Origin of the sequence: Sphingobacterium sp. UBA2610 (assembly GCF_002339225.1) — a bacterium.
Classification (GTDB): domain Bacteria; phylum Bacteroidota; class Bacteroidia; order Sphingobacteriales; family Sphingobacteriaceae; genus Sphingobacterium; species Sphingobacterium multivorum.
Map to the genome: position 1 here is coordinate 1 of NZ_DDKA01000013.1, position 16,753 is coordinate 16,753.

A 16,753-nucleotide genomic window follows, 5' to 3' on the forward strand; every position below is an offset into this window, starting at 1 on the left:
CCAGCAAATAGGGAGTATCATATATTATCATGGAAGAGATGGATGGATTGTCACTCTGCAAAGCCGTAAAATCTAATGCTACGCTCAACCATATTCAAATCATCCTGCTTACTTCAAGTACTTCCGACGGCACGAAGTTAGCCGGAATTCAATATGGTGCCGATGATTATATCCACAAGCCATTTGATTCGGAAATATTGTTGCTTCGGGTCAAGACATTACTGCAGAACAAAAAGAACCTTCAGGACTTTTTCCTTAACGCTATCACATTACAGTCGAATGAGCTAAAGATATCGATCACAGACAAGCTATTCATAGAACGGTGCATTGAGATTATTGAAGAGAACCTACTGGAAGAATTGACTGTAATAAGCCTTGCCGAAAAAACGGGGATGAGTCATTCGTCACTTTATAAAAAAATTAAAACAATTTCAGGCAAATCGATCAATGAATTTATCAGGTCGGTACGACTCAAAAAAGCAGCAGAAATGCTTATTTTGACAGATTCGAAAATTAATGAAGTAGCTAACTTAACAGGTTTTTACGATCAGCGCTACTTTAGACAACAATTCAACAAATTGTTTGGCGATACACCATCCGACTATGTCAAAAAGTACCGAAAAGCATTTCAGAATGAATTCCATGTAGACCGGCCTTAGTCTGAATTGTTAAAAAGTAAAATAAGTCCTGTACAACAATCACGAGCTCTTTCTGCTGTACAGGACGCTATAATTATTCGACTGGTTTTATAACGAAGGAGAATGAATAATCTTTGTACGGCAATGTATATTCGTGAAGCGGCCATGCTCCCCAGCTATTGATTCCGCCTACGCCCATTTGTCTGAGGTCAATATTAACTTGCGTTTGTTTCCTTTTGACAAGGTCAGCGGCATGGCGTTGTTGTCGCTTGGGACCGTCGTCCAAATCCTTATCAAAATAATGCAAGGCACTCATACTGAAAGTAGAATCTGCCGTAAAAAACAATCCCTCACCTTGCTTATTTCTTATTTCCATCCACCTGACATCGGTCTTATTACCTGTCTCCTGTGGCATTACATAAGGAAAATACTGTTGATCGACGGTCTGTTTATAAATTCCGACATGCGATGCAAAATTACGGTCGATGTAGTTCTCCTGTGGTCCCCTACCGTAGTAATTAATGGCCTCAAAGCCAGCAGGCATGATCCATTGCATGCCGAAACGTGGCAGAACAGCAACCTTTTTTGTGGTGTCAGCCGTGAATGATTGAGAAACGCGCATTTCACCCCGTTGATTAATGCAGTATTTCATTGCTAACTGTCCATATACCTGAGGCATTTTGTAGGCCGCATAGACATAGACCAGGCTATCGATTAATTCGGATCTAATTTCAAGTAATTCAATAGAATCCGTAACCTGTTTCCAAGATTTCAGTTTTTCAGGTGTATTTACACCGAAATCGTTATCATTCGGTGCACGCCAATAATTAGTCTTAAATAAAGCATGCTCATCCATTAAATCCCGTCCTTTGTAATGATATCTGGTCAGCCATCCTGATTTAAGGTCAAACTCCATCTGCAGCTGTTTTGCCGAGATAATCAGATTTCCATCTTTTCGCTCAGTCTTGATTTTCCCCTGTGCCACAATGGTTGTCTTAGGTTGAAAAACACCACCTAAAGACAACTGTTCGGTTGCAATAATATGCCCCATAGGAAGTAAGGGTTCGGCTTTTTTCAATCGATAAGTCAGATTCAGAAATTTCTCCCCACGTGCATCTGTTTGATAAGGGATAAACAGCACACCAGATTGTTGCGGCAACACATTCAAGTGACTGATTAAACCAGATTGGGCTTTCTTTCCATCAACAATAAGCTCCCATTGAAGTTCAACATTGTCAAGTCCAGTAAAAAAACGTTCATTGTAAACCTGTATCTTTTTCTCGTTCAATAGGCTACTATGGATATCTTGATATACTTTTTTCATTTCCCAAGCATGTGGATAGGGTGTTCTATTGGCATAAAAAATTCCTTTGGAAGCATAATTCCAGTCCGTTATGGCTTCCTTAGGCTCATAGTCTCCACCATAGGTATAAACCGTATCGCCTTTAGCGTTGATTTTAATAAAACATTGGTCCACAAAATCCCAGATATATCCGCCTTGAAATATTCCTTTGTTTGCCCGAATGATGTCCCAATAATCCTTAAAGTTTCCCAATGAATTCCCCATGGCATGTGCATACTCACATTGAATAAAGGGTCTTTGAGGCTTTGGGTTACGCGCTGCATAATTTTTCATTGCGGATGGACTTGCATACATAGGTACAATCAGATCCGTATTCCAGTCAAATCTTAATTCCCCATAATTATTCACTGCCCTTTCGTATTGTACAGGGCGACTTTTATCGAGCTCTTTCATCCGGAGGTAGGCCCGATAGAAATTGTAGCCATTTCCGGCTTCGTTGCCCATACTCCAAATAATTACGCTAGGATGATTCCGATCGCGCTGAATAAGGCGTTCAACACGAGCAACATGTGCTTTCTCCCAGGTCGGCCTATTGGCCATCGTATAGGACAGGTCATAACCCATGCCATGTGATTCGATATTAGCCTCATCAATTACATACAATCCATATTGGTCACAGAGCTGCAACCAATATTCGGCATTGGGATAGTGGCTGGTACGAACAGCATTGATATTAAATTTTTTCATGAGCTGTATATCGCGCAACATACTTTCTTTCGAGATCACATGACCAGTAACGGGATCTGTTTCGTGCCTGTTTATTCCCTTGACAAGTATAGGCTGTCCATTAACGAGCAACAGACCTTCTTTGATCTCAACCCTACGGAAGCCCACTTGCTGGGGAACGATCTCGCTGAGTTTGCCCTTAGGGTCTGTAAGTTTAACAGTCACCTGGTATAAATTTGGCATTTCGGCCGACCATAGTTCAGGATGGTCTATGGTCTGTTCAATATCCACTTCCTGTCCGTCGACTTTAACAGTTGCAATTGACACAAGCCGACCGTTTCTATGAAGTGTAACCTCTGCCATTAGATCCCCATGACTGGCCTGGTTAAAGATCAGCTTAGTATTTAACTGTCCTTTATCAAAGGCATCATTGAGGGTCGGCGACAATTGAATATCACGTAGATGCACTGGTTGCCGAACCAGCAGATAACAATCTCGCGTAATTCCACTAAGGCGCCACATATCCTGATCCTCCAAATAATTTGCGACTCCCCATCGCATGACACGCATTGTAATTAGATTTTTTCCTTTTCTCAAATATGCTGTTATGTCAAACTCGGATGGTAATTTGCTATCCTCCCCATACCCGACATATTGGCCGTTTACCCAAACAGATAGATTCGATTTGGCTGCCCCAATATGGAGAATTACGGGCTTTCCCTGCCAATCCTCGGGAATAACTACCTCACGGCGATACACAGCCGTAGGGTTGAAATCCATCGGCACAATTGGTGGATTTGGTTTCCCGATTAAATAGGTAAATTCAAAACCGGAGGTAGTATACATCGGGAAACCGTATCCATTGAGTTCCCAGTTTGCAGGCACCTGAAAATTATCCCAATGACGATCGTCATAAGTTAATGATTCAAAGTTAGCAGGTAGTTTTGAAGGGCTATTTACCCATTTAAATTTCCAGGAACCATTCAAACTTAAATACGCAGAGGATTCACGCCAATCGCTGTTGATGATCTGAGACGTATGCGGAAAGGTCACAAAATCTGTATGCATGGGCAGCCGATTTTCTTCGGTAATCGTTTCATCTAACCAAGGGATCCCTTTTCGGACAACAGTATCTTGCTGTTGCATTTTATTCCGCTCATAAGTCAAGGTAATACTGGATTGCGGATACCCCAAAGTGAAGACACAGCTATAGAGTAGAATAAGCACTAATTTATTCAGAGATTGCATTTTTTATTATTTATCGATTAATAAATCATTTCAAAAAAGATTGATTTGTTTAACTGAATCTAGGTTAAATACAGCTATATGATCGAACTAATGAAATACACTTAAATCCCACTGATCCTTCCAATTTATCTGTACTTTTTCATTCTGGAGATCAACCGGTAGCCAGATATATCTGCTATCCATAAGATCTTTGGGATTCCAGCGGTCGGCCATAAAGATAAAGGAATCCTTTTTTCCTGCGACAGGAAGGATAAATGTCGATTGGCCACCATAAGTCAAAGCCGAATTCGGTCCTTGCATTGGATCACCAAGGGATTTCCAAGGGCCAAAAAGATTTGTAGCAACATGGAGTTCTGCACGATTTGGATCCCAGCCAGTACATCCACTGGTGATCAGATAATACTTATCTTTGTACTTGAATAAAGCCGGGGCTTCCCTATGATTCCGGAAGAGTAAGGAATCTTTCGCTGTCACATGCAGGTAATCATCGGTTAATTGAACCAGGCGTAAGGCATAGTTTTCGTCCGATGAATAGATTTGGTAAGCCTTACCATCAGTGTCTACAAATAAACCCATATCGCGTGACATATTGTTATTTGGCCGGAAGCTATGGACAAACTGAAACGGCCCAAGCGGAGAGTCACTGGTAGCAACGGCGGCCCTGGCTGCTGCATAGCCTTGCCCTTTCAACTCAAGATGGAACCACATCACATATTTCTTCAGCTGTTCTTGATAGATAACCTTTGGCCGCTCCATAATACAGCCCCAAGCAATATCGCTTGTAGAATCTGTGCTAGGTGTGAGAGCCAATCCTTCAAACTTCCAGTTATACAAATCATTGGATGAGTACACATTGACTCCCTGGGACGTAGTTCCGCCACGTTTCTCACCATACCAATAATATTTCCCATTTTGATGAAGTACGCCACCGCCATGCGCATTGATCACATGACCGGATTGGTCTTTCCATATTTCCCCTGGCGTAAAACTATGCATCTCAGCATGTTCCTTTTTTTGATAAACCCGGACATAATCAATTTCATATTTTGCAGGAAGTAATTTATCAGCTATCGTGCCGCCATTTATTCCGCCGAGGGCCAAATTTAACAGGAGATAATGCGGTTGGGTAAACGGATTGAATCCTGTACCATCCCGATTGACCAATTGATCCATAGGAACGTGAAGCATTTCTATATCGTCCACATAAAGCGTAATAGCGTCTTCATTCCAAATCATTCGCCAAATATGGAACTGATCTGCCCACGCCTTTCCGCCAAGATCTTTGACGGCTTTCGTCTTACCAAACCAATGTGCTTTCCAGCGTTGGTCAGTACCGGTTGCGATATTAGCCAATATATTGCCACGGTAATATTCCATGATATCTATTTCACCATTGGATGGCCATTCTTTGGTGGTGCCTAATGTCCAGAATGCAGGCCAAAGGCCCTCACCAACTGGGATACGCGCCCGGATTTCAAAAATCCCGTATTTCCAGCTCTGCTTGCCCAAAGTATTTATCGAAGCCGAAGTATAGGTTATTTTTTTACGGCCGGCAATCCAATCATGACTGCCCTGAATAAAACCTGAATGATTACGTTGTTCTTTTTTTGCTTCAATAACCAACAGGCCATTACGACAGGAAGCGTTTTCTTTTTGATACCATTGCTCTTCCCGGTTACGTTTGAAACCTTCTTCGTAACTCCATTTAGCCGTGTCGGGTGCACCATTATAATCAAACTCATCCGACCATACCAATTTATACTGTGGTGGGATGGGCTCTTGACTATATGCGGCAAAACAACTTGACAGCAAACTAAGACAGACAGATAAAAGTTTTTTCATGATTTAGTTTAAGTTTCTTTGAGCTAACAGCTCTTGATGATCAGTAAACAAAAATATCCCCCTTTTTCTGCGTGATCAAGGGGGATATTGAGTCAAAAAGAGGGATATATTCGTATTTGTGTAATAATGAGATGACACATATCTATTTTCATATTTTCTACAGTCCGGTTGGGGCAGTTCCACTGATAAGTGACCATCCTGGATTTTGATAAATAACAGAGTTTTCTGCTGTTCCGTCATCCGAAGCCAACTGGAAATGCTCTGTGGCAATGGGTGCGAGGTAATGCGCCATGGCAAATTTTACACCGGTATAAGACAGGGCATTGCTTCGGATCTCCAATGGTCTGAGGTATTCACTCCGTGCGGGATCTGAAACGACAGATTTGTCATTGGTAGCACCATAAATCAATTGTTCGGGTGTATACCAATCTTTCATCGGTCCCCAAAGTTTAAAACCTTCAAAATGGTCTGCTGTTGTAATCAGTTGATCCATAGCCCGCCAACGCTTAAGATCCATCCAACGTAGACCTTCAGCCATAAGCTCACTTCTGCGTTCGCGACGTATATTGTACAATGTTGGTGATATAAACTGTCCTGCAGAATACGCGCCCCAATCTTTCTTTTCTTTATCCATTTGCGTTGCCGCAATGGTCGCATTGAAATCAGGATCGACTTTAGCCCGTGTACGCAGTGCGCGCCAATAGGCCTGTGCCTTCGTATCTAAATTTTGATTCTTTTCATAACAAGCCTCCATATAATTGAGGTAGGCCTCGGTGGCTCGGAAGGTAATGCTACCCGTAAATCCCTGACCGTTGAGCGTTTGTAAACCGTCGTATGAAATGCCTTTACGAATTGTATAACCTGTTGTGTAACGTCGTTCCCAATCGGTATCGTATACAGTCGGAGTGGGCTCTATGAGCGTGTAGTGAGTACCCTGTCCAATATTGACCAATACATTCTTTTGGCCAGGTTCTTTTAAAAACAATTGTAAACGGCCATCGCGATTCTTCCGAACATCTGCTATGTAATTATCACCAGCATAACCGCTGCCCGAAGCGTAAATAGGCAGTCCATTGGACATCAGAAAGCTTTCGACAAGGCCGCGTGTCAAACCAACCGCATAATTTCCGCGTTGTGCATACACAGGCACATTATGTGTCACCAGGCTTTGATTATATTGACGCCACAGCAATACTTCACCATAACTCGACATATCTACTGCGCCAAACATGCTGAAGTAAGGATTCTCGTTGTTGGCAGATTCTATAATTCCGGTATTATTTTCCAGTTGAATATTGTCAGCAACAGCAGAAGCCGATTCCATGGCCTGCGTTAAAAAGTAGTCGATCTCTCCGGTAATACTTCCAGTCGGGAATGCATAATTGCTATTGTATGATTTTGCAGCACCCGGCCAGTTTGGTCCTTTAGGGACGAATGCGGTTCCGCTGAAGTATTTGAGCCATGTACCCTCATACAAAGCCACTCGGGATTTGAACAGTTGCGCGACATTTTTTGAGATCCGCTGTTTCTTGCCGTCCGGCGAACTTTGGTTCAGCAAGGTAATAGCCGAATCCAAGTCAGAAAGAATAAAACGAGCCACTTCATTTCTTGGCGAACGCTTACTTGCTTCTACCAAAATATTCTTGTCCTTATCCGACATCACATTGCGAATAATTGGGAAATCACCTAAGGCCTGTAATTTCCCAAAGTAAACGTAGGCTCGTAAAAAATAGGCTTCACCGATATAATGTGCAATGTTACTTGAATTTCCGAGAATACGATTTTCTTTCCATTTGGGAACCACCGTATTTATAAAATAATTCATCTGATAAATACTTGAAAAATCCCAGTCGCCGCCATTCGATCCTACGCGCCATTGGCCTGGAATAAACTTGTTATCGAGTGTTGGAATAGCCATATTGTCTGTATTTCCGTCTATGCCGAAAGTGCCAAATGACCAGTTGCCGTGTGAAGGAAATAGGCCCGCATATTGATTTACGGTATAAGCAGCTAGTTGTGACTCCTCATCCAGATAAGCTTCAGGTATAATGGACGAAGGGGGTGCAATATCCAAATATTTATTGCAGGAAGCTAGACCTACCAAAGCGACAAGGCCTAATTGCATCAATCTAAAAATAGTATTATTGAATTTCATAATGAATCGACTTAAAATGTAACACTTAAACCTGCAGACCAGACTTTAGTCAATGGATAAACGGTTCCGTTGCTTCCGCCATCAATAGTTTCGGGATCAAACATTCCCGCTACACTTGAGCCGGTCAAGATATTTTCTCCGGAAACGTATACACGCAAGCGCTCCACACCGAAACGTTTTGTTGTTTCTTTCGGCAAGGTATAGCCCAGCTGAATATTTTTTATGCGGATATAGGCTGCGTTCTGCAAAAAGCGCGTCTGCGTCTGCTGGTTTTTAGCAGTACCAAAAACAGGACGTGCGTAATATGCTTCAAGATTTTCACCCAGGGGATTATCTGCAGTACGGAAATAATCAAGATGATCGACCAAGCCCGTTGACCACCATTTTGAAGTTGCTCCCCAAAAATAGTACCCCCCTTGCCAATAATCGCGTTTCATGACACCTTGCATGAAAATGCTAAAGTCAAAATTTTTGTAGTCCGCATTCAGATTCAATCCAAAGGAGTAACGCGGTGTGCTGTTTCCAATCACACGACGATCACCTGGATCGGCCTCTGTATTGCTGCCACCATCTATTTTTCCGTCTCCATTAAGATCAGCATACATGATATCTCCTGCCCCCCATTGTGTTCCTAATGCATTTTGTCCACCATTGGGCAAGCTCGCCAAATGCTGGCTCATTTGCTCTTCTGTCTTGGCAATACCAAGGGTTTGATACCCCCATATTTCACCCAGCTTTTGACCTTCACGATAGTTTGATAATGACCCTATTGCGTTAGGATAGCGTGTTACTGTTGTGGTATAATCAGACAAGAGGAACTTTGCTCCATATGCAAAACCACTGGCAGTACGGTCATTCCAGCCCAGGGTAGCCTCAAATCCTCTTGTTTTTAAGTCGGTGTTGTTTGTTTGAGGAACTGTCGTCCCTAATGTATTAGGTAACTGTGGAGCTGGGCCGACCATATTAAATGTTTTCCGTTCGAAGACCTCAAAAGACCCAGAAAGGCGGCTATTTAAAAAGGCGAAATCGACGCCTAAGTTCTTCGTATTGATAGATTCCCAGGTCAATAAAGCACTTACGAGGCCTGGAGCCGATGCAGAATTTGGTCGCGCATTATTGATCAGCCAAGCACCATTGGCTGTCCCCGTTGGTTGCGTAACATAAGTCGGATACCAGACGTCGGTATTTTGATTGCCTAGCTCTCCGTAGGAAGCTCTTAATTTCAGCATATTAATAAATGGTGCCGACTCTACAAGGAAGTTTTCTTTGGCGATGTTCCATCCCGCAGAAACTGAAGGAAACCAGCCCCAGCGGCTATCGCTACGGAAACGTGATGAACCGTCATAACGCAGATTAGCTTCCAATAGATATTTTTCAGCATAATTGTAATTCAATCGGCCGAAGAAACCCGCTGTTGCCCATTTTTGATATTCGCCAGATACAGAAGGTACTACTGCTTTTCCATTGATATCTGTGCCGGAAGTCAGATTCAATACCGGTTGATCCGGGATAATGATTCCGTCACGTTGCACACCGAGATTGCGATAGGCCGTATGTTCAATCTGACCACCGACCATAACTTTAAAATGATGGTCGCCCCAGCTTTTATCGTAATCAGAAAAGATATTGATGTTATAATAGTTTTCCTTTAAACCAAATTCGTAGACGTTTGAAGAGTTTTTATACAAATAAGGATCACCATTCACGTCATGATTGTAAAGACGCTGCGAATCCCAGTGACGAAATTGAGTTGTGGTCCTATAGTTAAAATTACCGGTTGTACGCCATCCTTTAATTGGTTCAAGGATCAGTTGTAACTGTTGATAAATGTAATCTTTACTGGATTTATCCTGTCCGCCTTCTTTCATGGCAAGTGCAGGTGAAGGAGAACTGAACAAGTATCCATTCGGATCATAAAGTGGCAGCGTTGGCCAGCCCTGTCTTCCTAAATCATCATAAAAACTATTGGTCAATGCTGCAGGACGGTCGTAGTCTTCACGTACCAACCTAGCGTTGTAATTTACCTGAAAGATGTCAGATACTTTAGAATTGATTTTAGCCGCAACAGAGTAACGGTCGTAATGGTCTGTATTGAAGGCCATCAATCCTTGCTGCTTCATGAAATTGCCAGAAAGGTAATAGGTTGTTTTTTCGGTTCCACCATTGAGACTTAGGTTGTGCTCCTGGGCAAAAGCCTGATCCCGGTACATGACGTCGAACCAATCGTTATTGTCGTTACCATAGGCATATCCTTCAGCCCAATACAACTTATTATTCGGATCGACAATGGTCGAATTTTTCAGGCTTCCGTTTTGATAATCCAAGATGCGCTGTAGATGCTCCGCGGAGAAATGCGGTGAACCGCCTGCGTTGACTTCGGCCTGATTGAAATATTGAGCAAAAGTGTAAGAGTCCATCATCTTAGGCATCAATGTCGGTGCGTTCATACGAAAGCTATTATTATAATTTACCGAAGTACGTCCAGCCTTTCCAGATTTTGTGGTGACCAAAATAACCCCAAAAGCGGCTCTAGAACCATAGATTGAAGCAGCACCAGCATCTTTCAAGACAGACACACTTTCGATATCTTGTGGATTTAATGCTGCCAAAGACCCTTCAGAACCGTCAATTAGGACCAATGGTGCCGAAGAAGATGTGCCGATTGTACCTGTACCCCGGATATTAATAGATGGATTGGTTTCCATCGTTCCCGAGTTTTGGGAAATATTTAGGCCGGGGGCCAGTCCTTGCAGTGCCTGGATAGCATTTCTTACAGGTCTATTTTCCAGCTGCTTGGCATCTACCACCGCAACAGAACCAGTCAGGTTTGTTTTTTTCTGCGAGCCAAAACCAACGACCACCACTTCATCCAAAACATCTCCTTCGGAAGCATCAAGCTGCACGTTAAGCTCGTAGCTCCCTTGGCTGATCTGTTTAAGCTGACTGAATTCAAAGCGCTGTTTCGCATAGCCTAGAAAGGTAAATTCTAATGCCGTGACGGTCGCAGCACTGAGTGTATATTTCCCTTGTGTATCTGTCTGCGCCTGCATTGTGGAACCGATATTTTTAACGGTCACTCCAGCAAGTGGCCTGTTATTTTCGGTAACCTGGCCCCGTACAGTTATTGACTGTGCATAAGTCTGCTGTAAGCTTAAAAGTAAAAAGCAGATAGAACAAAGCCAGCGCTGTGTTAATTCGATTTTCCTTTTCATAAGTAAAACTGTTTAGTGATTAAATAATATTTTGATGAAGAGTAACATGGCAATATGAGGTAGCAATATTGCGTTCCGTTAGGAATTCAAGGATCAAACAATCCACTTTTGATTAGTAAATTCATCATAATTAAACTTGGTTATTTAGCTGTTTTTGAGTTTTAGCCAACTTACTTTCCCACCACCTATTTTTTATGTGATTTGGAGAGGGTATTCATCTAATCAGGCAAACACTCTTGGTTATTTAACATCGTCAACACAATAAAACGTCATATTGACACTTGCAATATTATCAAAAACGTTACAGAGGAAGGGGGGTAGAATCTTCTTATTTTAAGGGGTAAATTCGTCAATTTAGGCTTTTTGACCTCAAAAAAAAGCCGCATCTCCCGACGCGGCTAAACAACCTATATATTTATTTATAGTGAATGACTAAAATGAAAATTGAACTTCAAAATGCATAAAGAACATAAGATCAATTTTGTTAGCTCCGTGCCAAATACCATACCATAGGGTCCTCTAGTTCATTTATACCTTCTGAAGCGCATTATAGCCTAATTAGGATCTGCTTCAAAAAATGAAATGTAGGTATGCGAACAGTTATTATTCGAATTGTTCACATACGAACAGCACATTAGAAATGAAATAGAAGATTAGTACGCCCAGAGGCGCTCCCTGATGCGAAGCTGTACCGAACATGCCCCAAACGAAAGCCGAGCGATTCCGCATTACAAACTCATTCCCAAGGTAAACGCAACGCCTTTAGATTCCAGATCTACATTTCCGTAACCTATCCCTGTCAAAGGCATTTTAACAAAAGGTTTTACGCCAATATTAATTTTATCGTTAATTTTCTTCTCAATGGAGATCGAGAAATCGGCAACACCAAAGATATGCTGGTTCTCTCCATTCACTTCATAGACGGCACTTTTCTGAGATCCGCTATAGCTACCTCCACCTTCGTAGTCGAAGGTATATTTTTCCTTTAGCATAAAATAGCTCGAAAGTCCTGCACTGACATTGAACTTCACTTTTTTACCTTTCAAAACCGTATAACTCGCTGTGAGTGGTACATCAAGAACATCACATACAGCGCTCACATTGCTCGGCAGTTGCGCCATTTCCGGTGGATTTGATGGCGCATAAAATTTATACGCTGACGTATAATTCTTTTTAGCGTAGGTAGCACCCACAGACACACGCAGTGCTTTTGTGAGAGGATAGGAATAGGCCAAACCGATATTTTCACTAAGGGAGGATTTACCTGCCCCCCGCACGCTTGTCAGATCTGGCCCAGCCAAGAAACTAACAACCGACCGTTCTCTTTCCTGCGCATTGGATCCCATACTTTCTTTAGGCTGATAAATGGCTGCCAGACGCTCCCCTGTCCCTTCAACCGGTTCTTCTCTTAAGTTGAAATGAGGCAATCTTTGATTGTTATATTCCATGCTTGGAATTGTGAATACAGTATTTAGTTTTCTTTCTTGCCCGATTATCGGATTTGAATCGGCTATCTTCCCCAAGCGGATATCTTGCAGTACGATGGTTTCATTTGAAATCTGGAACACATTATTCGCACGTTTGTTCGGCTGAAATGCAATCCAATCTTGATCCCGTTCGGTTTCGTCTGGCGAATACTCCTTAGGTTGAACAGTTTTGTTCTCCGGAACCTCCTTTTCAGGCGAAATACCGGCTGTATTTATTTCACCTGGTAAATTATTGGTTTTAAATAACGCGTTATTCCAAACAAAAAAGATCGTTAAAACTGCTGCAAGTGTAGCTGCCAAGCTCGTTAAGACGACGATCTTTCGTCTCTTTACACGCCTTTCATTGTCCAATCGCGATTCTATATCTTGCCAATGTGATTCATCAAAGTCAAAGTTAGCATCACTTAAGCCCGACTTAAATAGCTCATCAATCTTATTCTTATCCTTTTCCATCATCTTTTCTCCTCCGTTTTACCAAATTTTACCCCTTGAACTTCCACCATTTCCGCCAGTCTACCACGTGCTTTATGCAGATTAGATTTTGATGTTCCAATGGCAATTCCCAGCATGCCACTAATTTCTTCGTGTCCATAACCATCGATCGCATAGAGATTGAACACTGTCCTGTAGGCAGGTGGAAGCTGCTGTACCATCGCCAATAAATCTTCATAGTTTAACTTTTGACTGATGCTATCATCCTCAATAATGGTATGCGCTCATACATGGATACATCTACCAAGATGCCCTGTTTAATCTTTGCCCGATAAAAATCAATTGCAGTATTTGTCATGATTTTTTTGATCCATATGGAAAAAGGCTTCTGAAAATCATATTTGTTGATGTTTTTAAAAACCTTGAAAAAGCCTTCATTTAAAATACTGATAGCATCTTCCCTGTTATTAGCGTAGCGCAGACATATCCCTAAAGACATAGCGTAGTAGATGGTGTAAAGATCTTTCTGGGCCCTGCGGTCCTCATCAATACATCCTTTAATAATATGGATAGATTTTTCGTCAACTTCTGTTATCGCCACTCGATATTGCTTCTTTCTTTTGATAAATATAGTATTAAGTCTTATACGAGAGGATAATCGAAAAGGTTGCCTCCAAAAAATATTTTTTTTCGACTCAATTTCCAAGCAACCTTTTCGCTGACCTGATCGTAATATCAAGACATTATTTTAAAACATACCATTATGAAATCAAACCAAAAACAAGTCAAATTAACTTTTATAGGTGGTCTATTGACCTTAGCGATGTTTTCTGCATGTTCAAAAAGCGATGGTGAGCCTGGCAATGTGGAAAATAAAAACAAGGGCGTGCAAATGTCTGCCAATACCCAATTTGGTAATATTCTGACCGATGCTGACGGTAAAACACTCTATTTCTTTTCGAATGATACAAAAGGAGCTTCGACCTGCAGCGGTAATTGTTTGGCCACTTGGCCTATTTATTACAGCAGTGAAACAAGCACAGACCTAAAAATTGACAAAAGCCTGATCGGTGAAATAACACGTGAAGATGGCTCGAAACAAAACACATTTAAGGGCTGGCCGCTTTACTATTATGCAGGCGATAGTCAATCCGGTCAGGTGAAAGGAGATGCTGTCAATAAAATATGGTACGTGGCCAAACCTGATTATTTACTCATGGTTGCGAATGCGCAACTTATCGGACACGATACTAAAAACTATTTAGGCGACTATACCGAAGGAACCGGAAAAACAATTTACCTGACCGATGATAAGGGCAGAACGTTGTATGCCTTTAAACCCGACAAATTCAACAAAAACAATTATACTGCTGCAGATTTCAGTAATGATGCGATCTGGCCTATCTTTCAAAAAGAGACTGGAGCTCTGCCTTCGCTTGTTCGTACGGCTGACATCGCTGTCATTACCGTCTATGGAAAGAAACAATTAACGTTCAAAGGATGGCCCTTATATTACTTCGGCCAGGATACACAGCGTGGAGATAATAAAGGGATAAGTTTCCCACGCGTTGGCGTTTGGCCAATCGTAAACGATAACTCTGCCGTGGCCCCTGCTAACTAAACCAAAACTAACTATTCAAACTTATGGCACAAAATCTAAAAACCGTAAATCCTTGCCTCAGAGCACATCATTACCTAGTCATTTTTTTCTTTACCTTAACAGTTCTCTCCTTCTCCGCCTGTACCAAAAAGCAGGCGCAAGAACTTACGAACAATCCGGATAACGGCAATGAAACTGTGACGGTACTAAATGTGTGTTACACGAATTTTTCTAAAGCACTCTTTGAAACGAAATGTAGTTCGTGCCACGCGACAGGACGTTCGGCCAGTGGACGATGGACGTTCAGTGGTTATATCTCCGTCAAAGACAATATTGCAAAGATTAATAATGCGGTACTGGTGACCAAATCCATGCCACTAGGCAGCTCACTCTCCGCAAAAGAAATAGAACTGCTGGATGCATGGATCAAAAGGAATTCACCTGAAAACTAATGTTAGGCATATGAAAAAAATCAACATGTACATAGCGCTCTTCATGATGCTCATCGCTATGACGACCATTGCGCAGCAAAAGGCTTCTTTTGTTTCAAAAGAGACCAGCATCACCTTTTTTAGTAATGCGCCATTGGAAGACATCGAAGCCAAAAGTACCTAGGCGCTTCGGCGATGAACCTTCAAACGGGAGATATCATCTTTCGGGTAAAAAATACATCTTTTCAATTTGACAAAAAGCTCATGCAGGAGCATTTCAATGAAAATTACATGGAAAGTGATCAATACCCCCTATCAGAATTTAAAGGCAAAGTCGACAACGCGGACAAATTAACAAAGGATGGCAGCTATACGCTGAATGTAAGAGGCACACTTCTAATCCATGGGGTTACTAAACCTTACAGTACAAAGGCAACATTTACTGTTACAGATGGCACGATAAAGGCGGTAGCAAATTTTCAGGTCAAACTTGCAGATCATAAAATTTCTATTCCTTCCATCGTTGGAAAAAAAATTGCTGAAGTAGTCAAAATCACCGTTGATGCGACCTACAAACCATAATACGAATTCATTACAAATGAGAAAAATACTACTTATACTCCTTTGCTTTCCTTTCGCAAAGTCATTTGCGCAGGAAGATCTCGATAAATTAATCCATATCGATGCACCCAAAAATGAAAAAGTCACGGCGACCTTTAAATCCGGCAATTTGATCAATCTCAAGACCACAGAAACAATTCATCGTAATGAAATGGACTTTAGAGTAGATCACCGCTTTGGCGATATCGCGGGCAGCGCGGGTGGAGGTAAAAATTTCTTTGGCCTCGATAATTCGACCGACATCCGCATAGGTTTTGATTATGGTTTATTCGATAACCTGAACATTGGAATCGCCCGCGCGAAGGGCGCAACGGCTGTTCGGCAGCTATTTGAGGGGAATGTAAAATACCGATTTATCGAACAAACCGTCGACAATAGCATACCTGTTTCCGTAGCTTTTTTTGGAAGCACTACCCTATCCGCGATGGAAGCTAGTACGGATAAGTCTTCAGCAGCAAGCTTTGAGAACTTCAATGACCGATTGAGTTATGTAACGCAGCTCATCATCGCCCGAAAATTCAGTTCAGATCTTTCGCTCGTTGTAGTTCCTTCTTATCTTCACCGAAATTATACGGCTTTTAATGATCAGAATGATGTATTCGCTATCGGTATCGGTGGGCGGGCTAAGGTTAGTAATCGAATTGCGCTAGTCGCAGACTATACATTGCCTTTCCGAAAAGCATCGAACAAGAAGTACCGTGAAGAAGTGGGTGGTCAACGTTACTATAATGCTTTGGGTGTCGGTCTAGAAATGGATACCGGAGGCCATATCTTCCACCTCAATTTTACCAATGCGACCGCAATACAAGAATCTCAGTTTATCAGCGAAACAAATAGCTCATGGGGCAAAGGGCAATTTCGCTGGGGATTTAGCATTGCGCGACGATTCAATTTTAACAAAAAATAAAAGGTATTGCGCTGTTGGGGATTTGTAACGAAAACAATCCGTACAAGGCAATAGGAATTCAACAAGCATAAAAGTTCATTGAGGAAATTGCTATCAAATTAAAAAAGCGGATAACAATGCTGTTATCCGCTTTTTATCACACAATACTAAA

General features: G+C 41.9%; 13 protein-coding genes. 6 read left to right on the forward strand and 7 right to left on the reverse strand.

The window, feature by feature from the left end; all coding sequences use genetic code 11:
• Window positions 1–29: 29 nt before the first annotated feature.
• Window positions 30–659 (forward strand): helix-turn-helix domain-containing protein, encoded by a 630-nt coding sequence (locus tag B4Z47_RS08885; RefSeq protein WP_286727218.1) that lies wholly within the window; start codon window positions 30–32, stop codon window positions 657–659.
• Between the two features lie 73 nt (window positions 660–732).
• Here B4Z47_RS08885 and B4Z47_RS08890 read toward each other — a convergent pair whose 3' ends face one another.
• From B4Z47_RS08890 to B4Z47_RS08920, 7 genes are all read right to left on the reverse strand, one after another.
• Window positions 733–3,915, reverse strand: coding sequence for a glycoside hydrolase family 2 TIM barrel-domain containing protein (locus B4Z47_RS08890; protein WP_236560127.1), 3,183 nt, complete (start codon window positions 3,913–3,915; stop codon window positions 733–735).
• An 87-nt stretch (window positions 3,916–4,002) separates the two neighbouring features.
• The gene (locus tag B4Z47_RS08895; protein WP_075991415.1) at window positions 4,003–5,757 is read right to left on the reverse strand and encodes a family 43 glycosylhydrolase; all 1,755 of its coding nucleotides are present in this window, start codon (window positions 5,755–5,757) and stop codon (window positions 4,003–4,005) included.
• Window positions 5,758–5,914: 157 nt separating this feature from the next.
• Window positions 5,915–7,912 (reverse strand): RagB/SusD family nutrient uptake outer membrane protein, encoded by a 1,998-nt coding sequence (locus tag B4Z47_RS08900; RefSeq protein WP_075991414.1) that lies wholly within the window; start codon window positions 7,910–7,912, stop codon window positions 5,915–5,917.
• An 11-nt stretch (window positions 7,913–7,923) separates the two neighbouring features.
• Complete coding sequence (locus B4Z47_RS08905) at window positions 7,924–11,124, reverse strand: SusC/RagA family TonB-linked outer membrane protein (RefSeq protein ID WP_115049798.1); 3,201 nt, start codon at window positions 11,122–11,124, stop codon at window positions 7,924–7,926.
• A 728-nt stretch (window positions 11,125–11,852) separates the two neighbouring features.
• Window positions 11,853–13,067, reverse strand: coding sequence for an outer membrane beta-barrel protein (locus tag B4Z47_RS08910; RefSeq protein ID WP_115049796.1), 1,215 nt, complete (start codon window positions 13,065–13,067; stop codon window positions 11,853–11,855).
• Complete coding sequence (locus B4Z47_RS08915) at window positions 13,064–13,270, reverse strand: RNA polymerase sigma factor (protein WP_376746066.1); 207 nt, start codon at window positions 13,268–13,270, stop codon at window positions 13,064–13,066. The genes B4Z47_RS08910 and B4Z47_RS08915 overlap by 4 nt, the downstream gene beginning before the upstream one ends.
• A gap of 14 nt (window positions 13,271–13,284) precedes the next feature.
• Window positions 13,285–13,644, reverse strand: coding sequence for an RNA polymerase sigma factor (locus B4Z47_RS08920; RefSeq protein WP_201303476.1), 360 nt, complete (start codon window positions 13,642–13,644; stop codon window positions 13,285–13,287).
• A 162-nt stretch (window positions 13,645–13,806) separates the two neighbouring features.
• Between B4Z47_RS08920 and B4Z47_RS08925 the strand changes: the two genes are divergently transcribed.
• From B4Z47_RS08925 to B4Z47_RS08945, 5 genes are all read left to right on the forward strand, one after another.
• The gene (locus tag B4Z47_RS08925) at window positions 13,807–14,664 is read left to right on the forward strand and encodes a hypothetical protein (protein WP_201303475.1); all 858 of its coding nucleotides are present in this window, start codon (window positions 13,807–13,809) and stop codon (window positions 14,662–14,664) included.
• 176 nt (window positions 14,665–14,840) lie between these two features.
• A complete protein-coding gene (locus B4Z47_RS08930; RefSeq protein ID WP_147282060.1) occupies window positions 14,841–15,095 on the forward strand; it encodes a c-type cytochrome in 255 nt (84 codons plus the stop codon).
• 10 nt (window positions 15,096–15,105) lie between these two features.
• Window positions 15,106–15,258, forward strand: a complete 153-nt coding sequence (locus B4Z47_RS08935; protein WP_159332791.1) for a hypothetical protein — start codon at window positions 15,106–15,108, stop codon at window positions 15,256–15,258.
• 11 nt (window positions 15,259–15,269) lie between these two features.
• Window positions 15,270–15,656 (forward strand): YceI family protein, encoded by a 387-nt coding sequence (locus B4Z47_RS08940; protein WP_115049793.1) that lies wholly within the window; start codon window positions 15,270–15,272, stop codon window positions 15,654–15,656.
• A gap of 16 nt (window positions 15,657–15,672) precedes the next feature.
• Window positions 15,673–16,602 (forward strand): DUF5777 family beta-barrel protein, encoded by a 930-nt coding sequence (locus B4Z47_RS08945; protein ID WP_115050753.1) that lies wholly within the window; start codon window positions 15,673–15,675, stop codon window positions 16,600–16,602.
• Window positions 16,603–16,753 lie beyond the last annotated feature (151 nt).

Excerpts from the sequence above, each read along its gene's own strand:
- B4Z47_RS08885 (WP_286727218.1), top strand. The coding sequence starts at position 30 with ATGGAAGAGATGGATGGATTGTCACTCTGCAAAGCCGTAAAATCTAAT.
- B4Z47_RS08890 (WP_236560127.1), bottom strand. The coding sequence starts at position 3,915 with ATGCAATCTCTGAATAAATTAGTGCTTATTCTACTCTATAGCTGTGTC.
- B4Z47_RS08895 (WP_075991415.1), bottom strand. The coding sequence starts at position 5,757 with ATGAAAAAACTTTTATCTGTCTGTCTTAGTTTGCTGTCAAGTTGTTTT.
- B4Z47_RS08900 (WP_075991414.1), bottom strand. The coding sequence starts at position 7,912 with ATGAAATTCAATAATACTATTTTTAGATTGATGCAATTAGGCCTTGTC.
- B4Z47_RS08905 (WP_115049798.1), bottom strand. The coding sequence starts at position 11,124 with ATGAAAAGGAAAATCGAATTAACACAGCGCTGGCTTTGTTCTATCTGC.
- B4Z47_RS08910 (WP_115049796.1), bottom strand. The coding sequence starts at position 13,067 with ATGATGGAAAAGGATAAGAATAAGATTGATGAGCTATTTAAGTCGGGC.
- B4Z47_RS08925 (WP_201303475.1), top strand. The coding sequence starts at position 13,807 with ATGAAATCAAACCAAAAACAAGTCAAATTAACTTTTATAGGTGGTCTA.
- B4Z47_RS08935 (WP_159332791.1), top strand. The coding sequence starts at position 15,106 with ATGAAAAAAATCAACATGTACATAGCGCTCTTCATGATGCTCATCGCT.
- B4Z47_RS08940 (WP_115049793.1), top strand. The coding sequence starts at position 15,270 with ATGAACCTTCAAACGGGAGATATCATCTTTCGGGTAAAAAATACATCT.
- B4Z47_RS08945 (WP_115050753.1), top strand. The coding sequence starts at position 15,673 with ATGAGAAAAATACTACTTATACTCCTTTGCTTTCCTTTCGCAAAGTCA.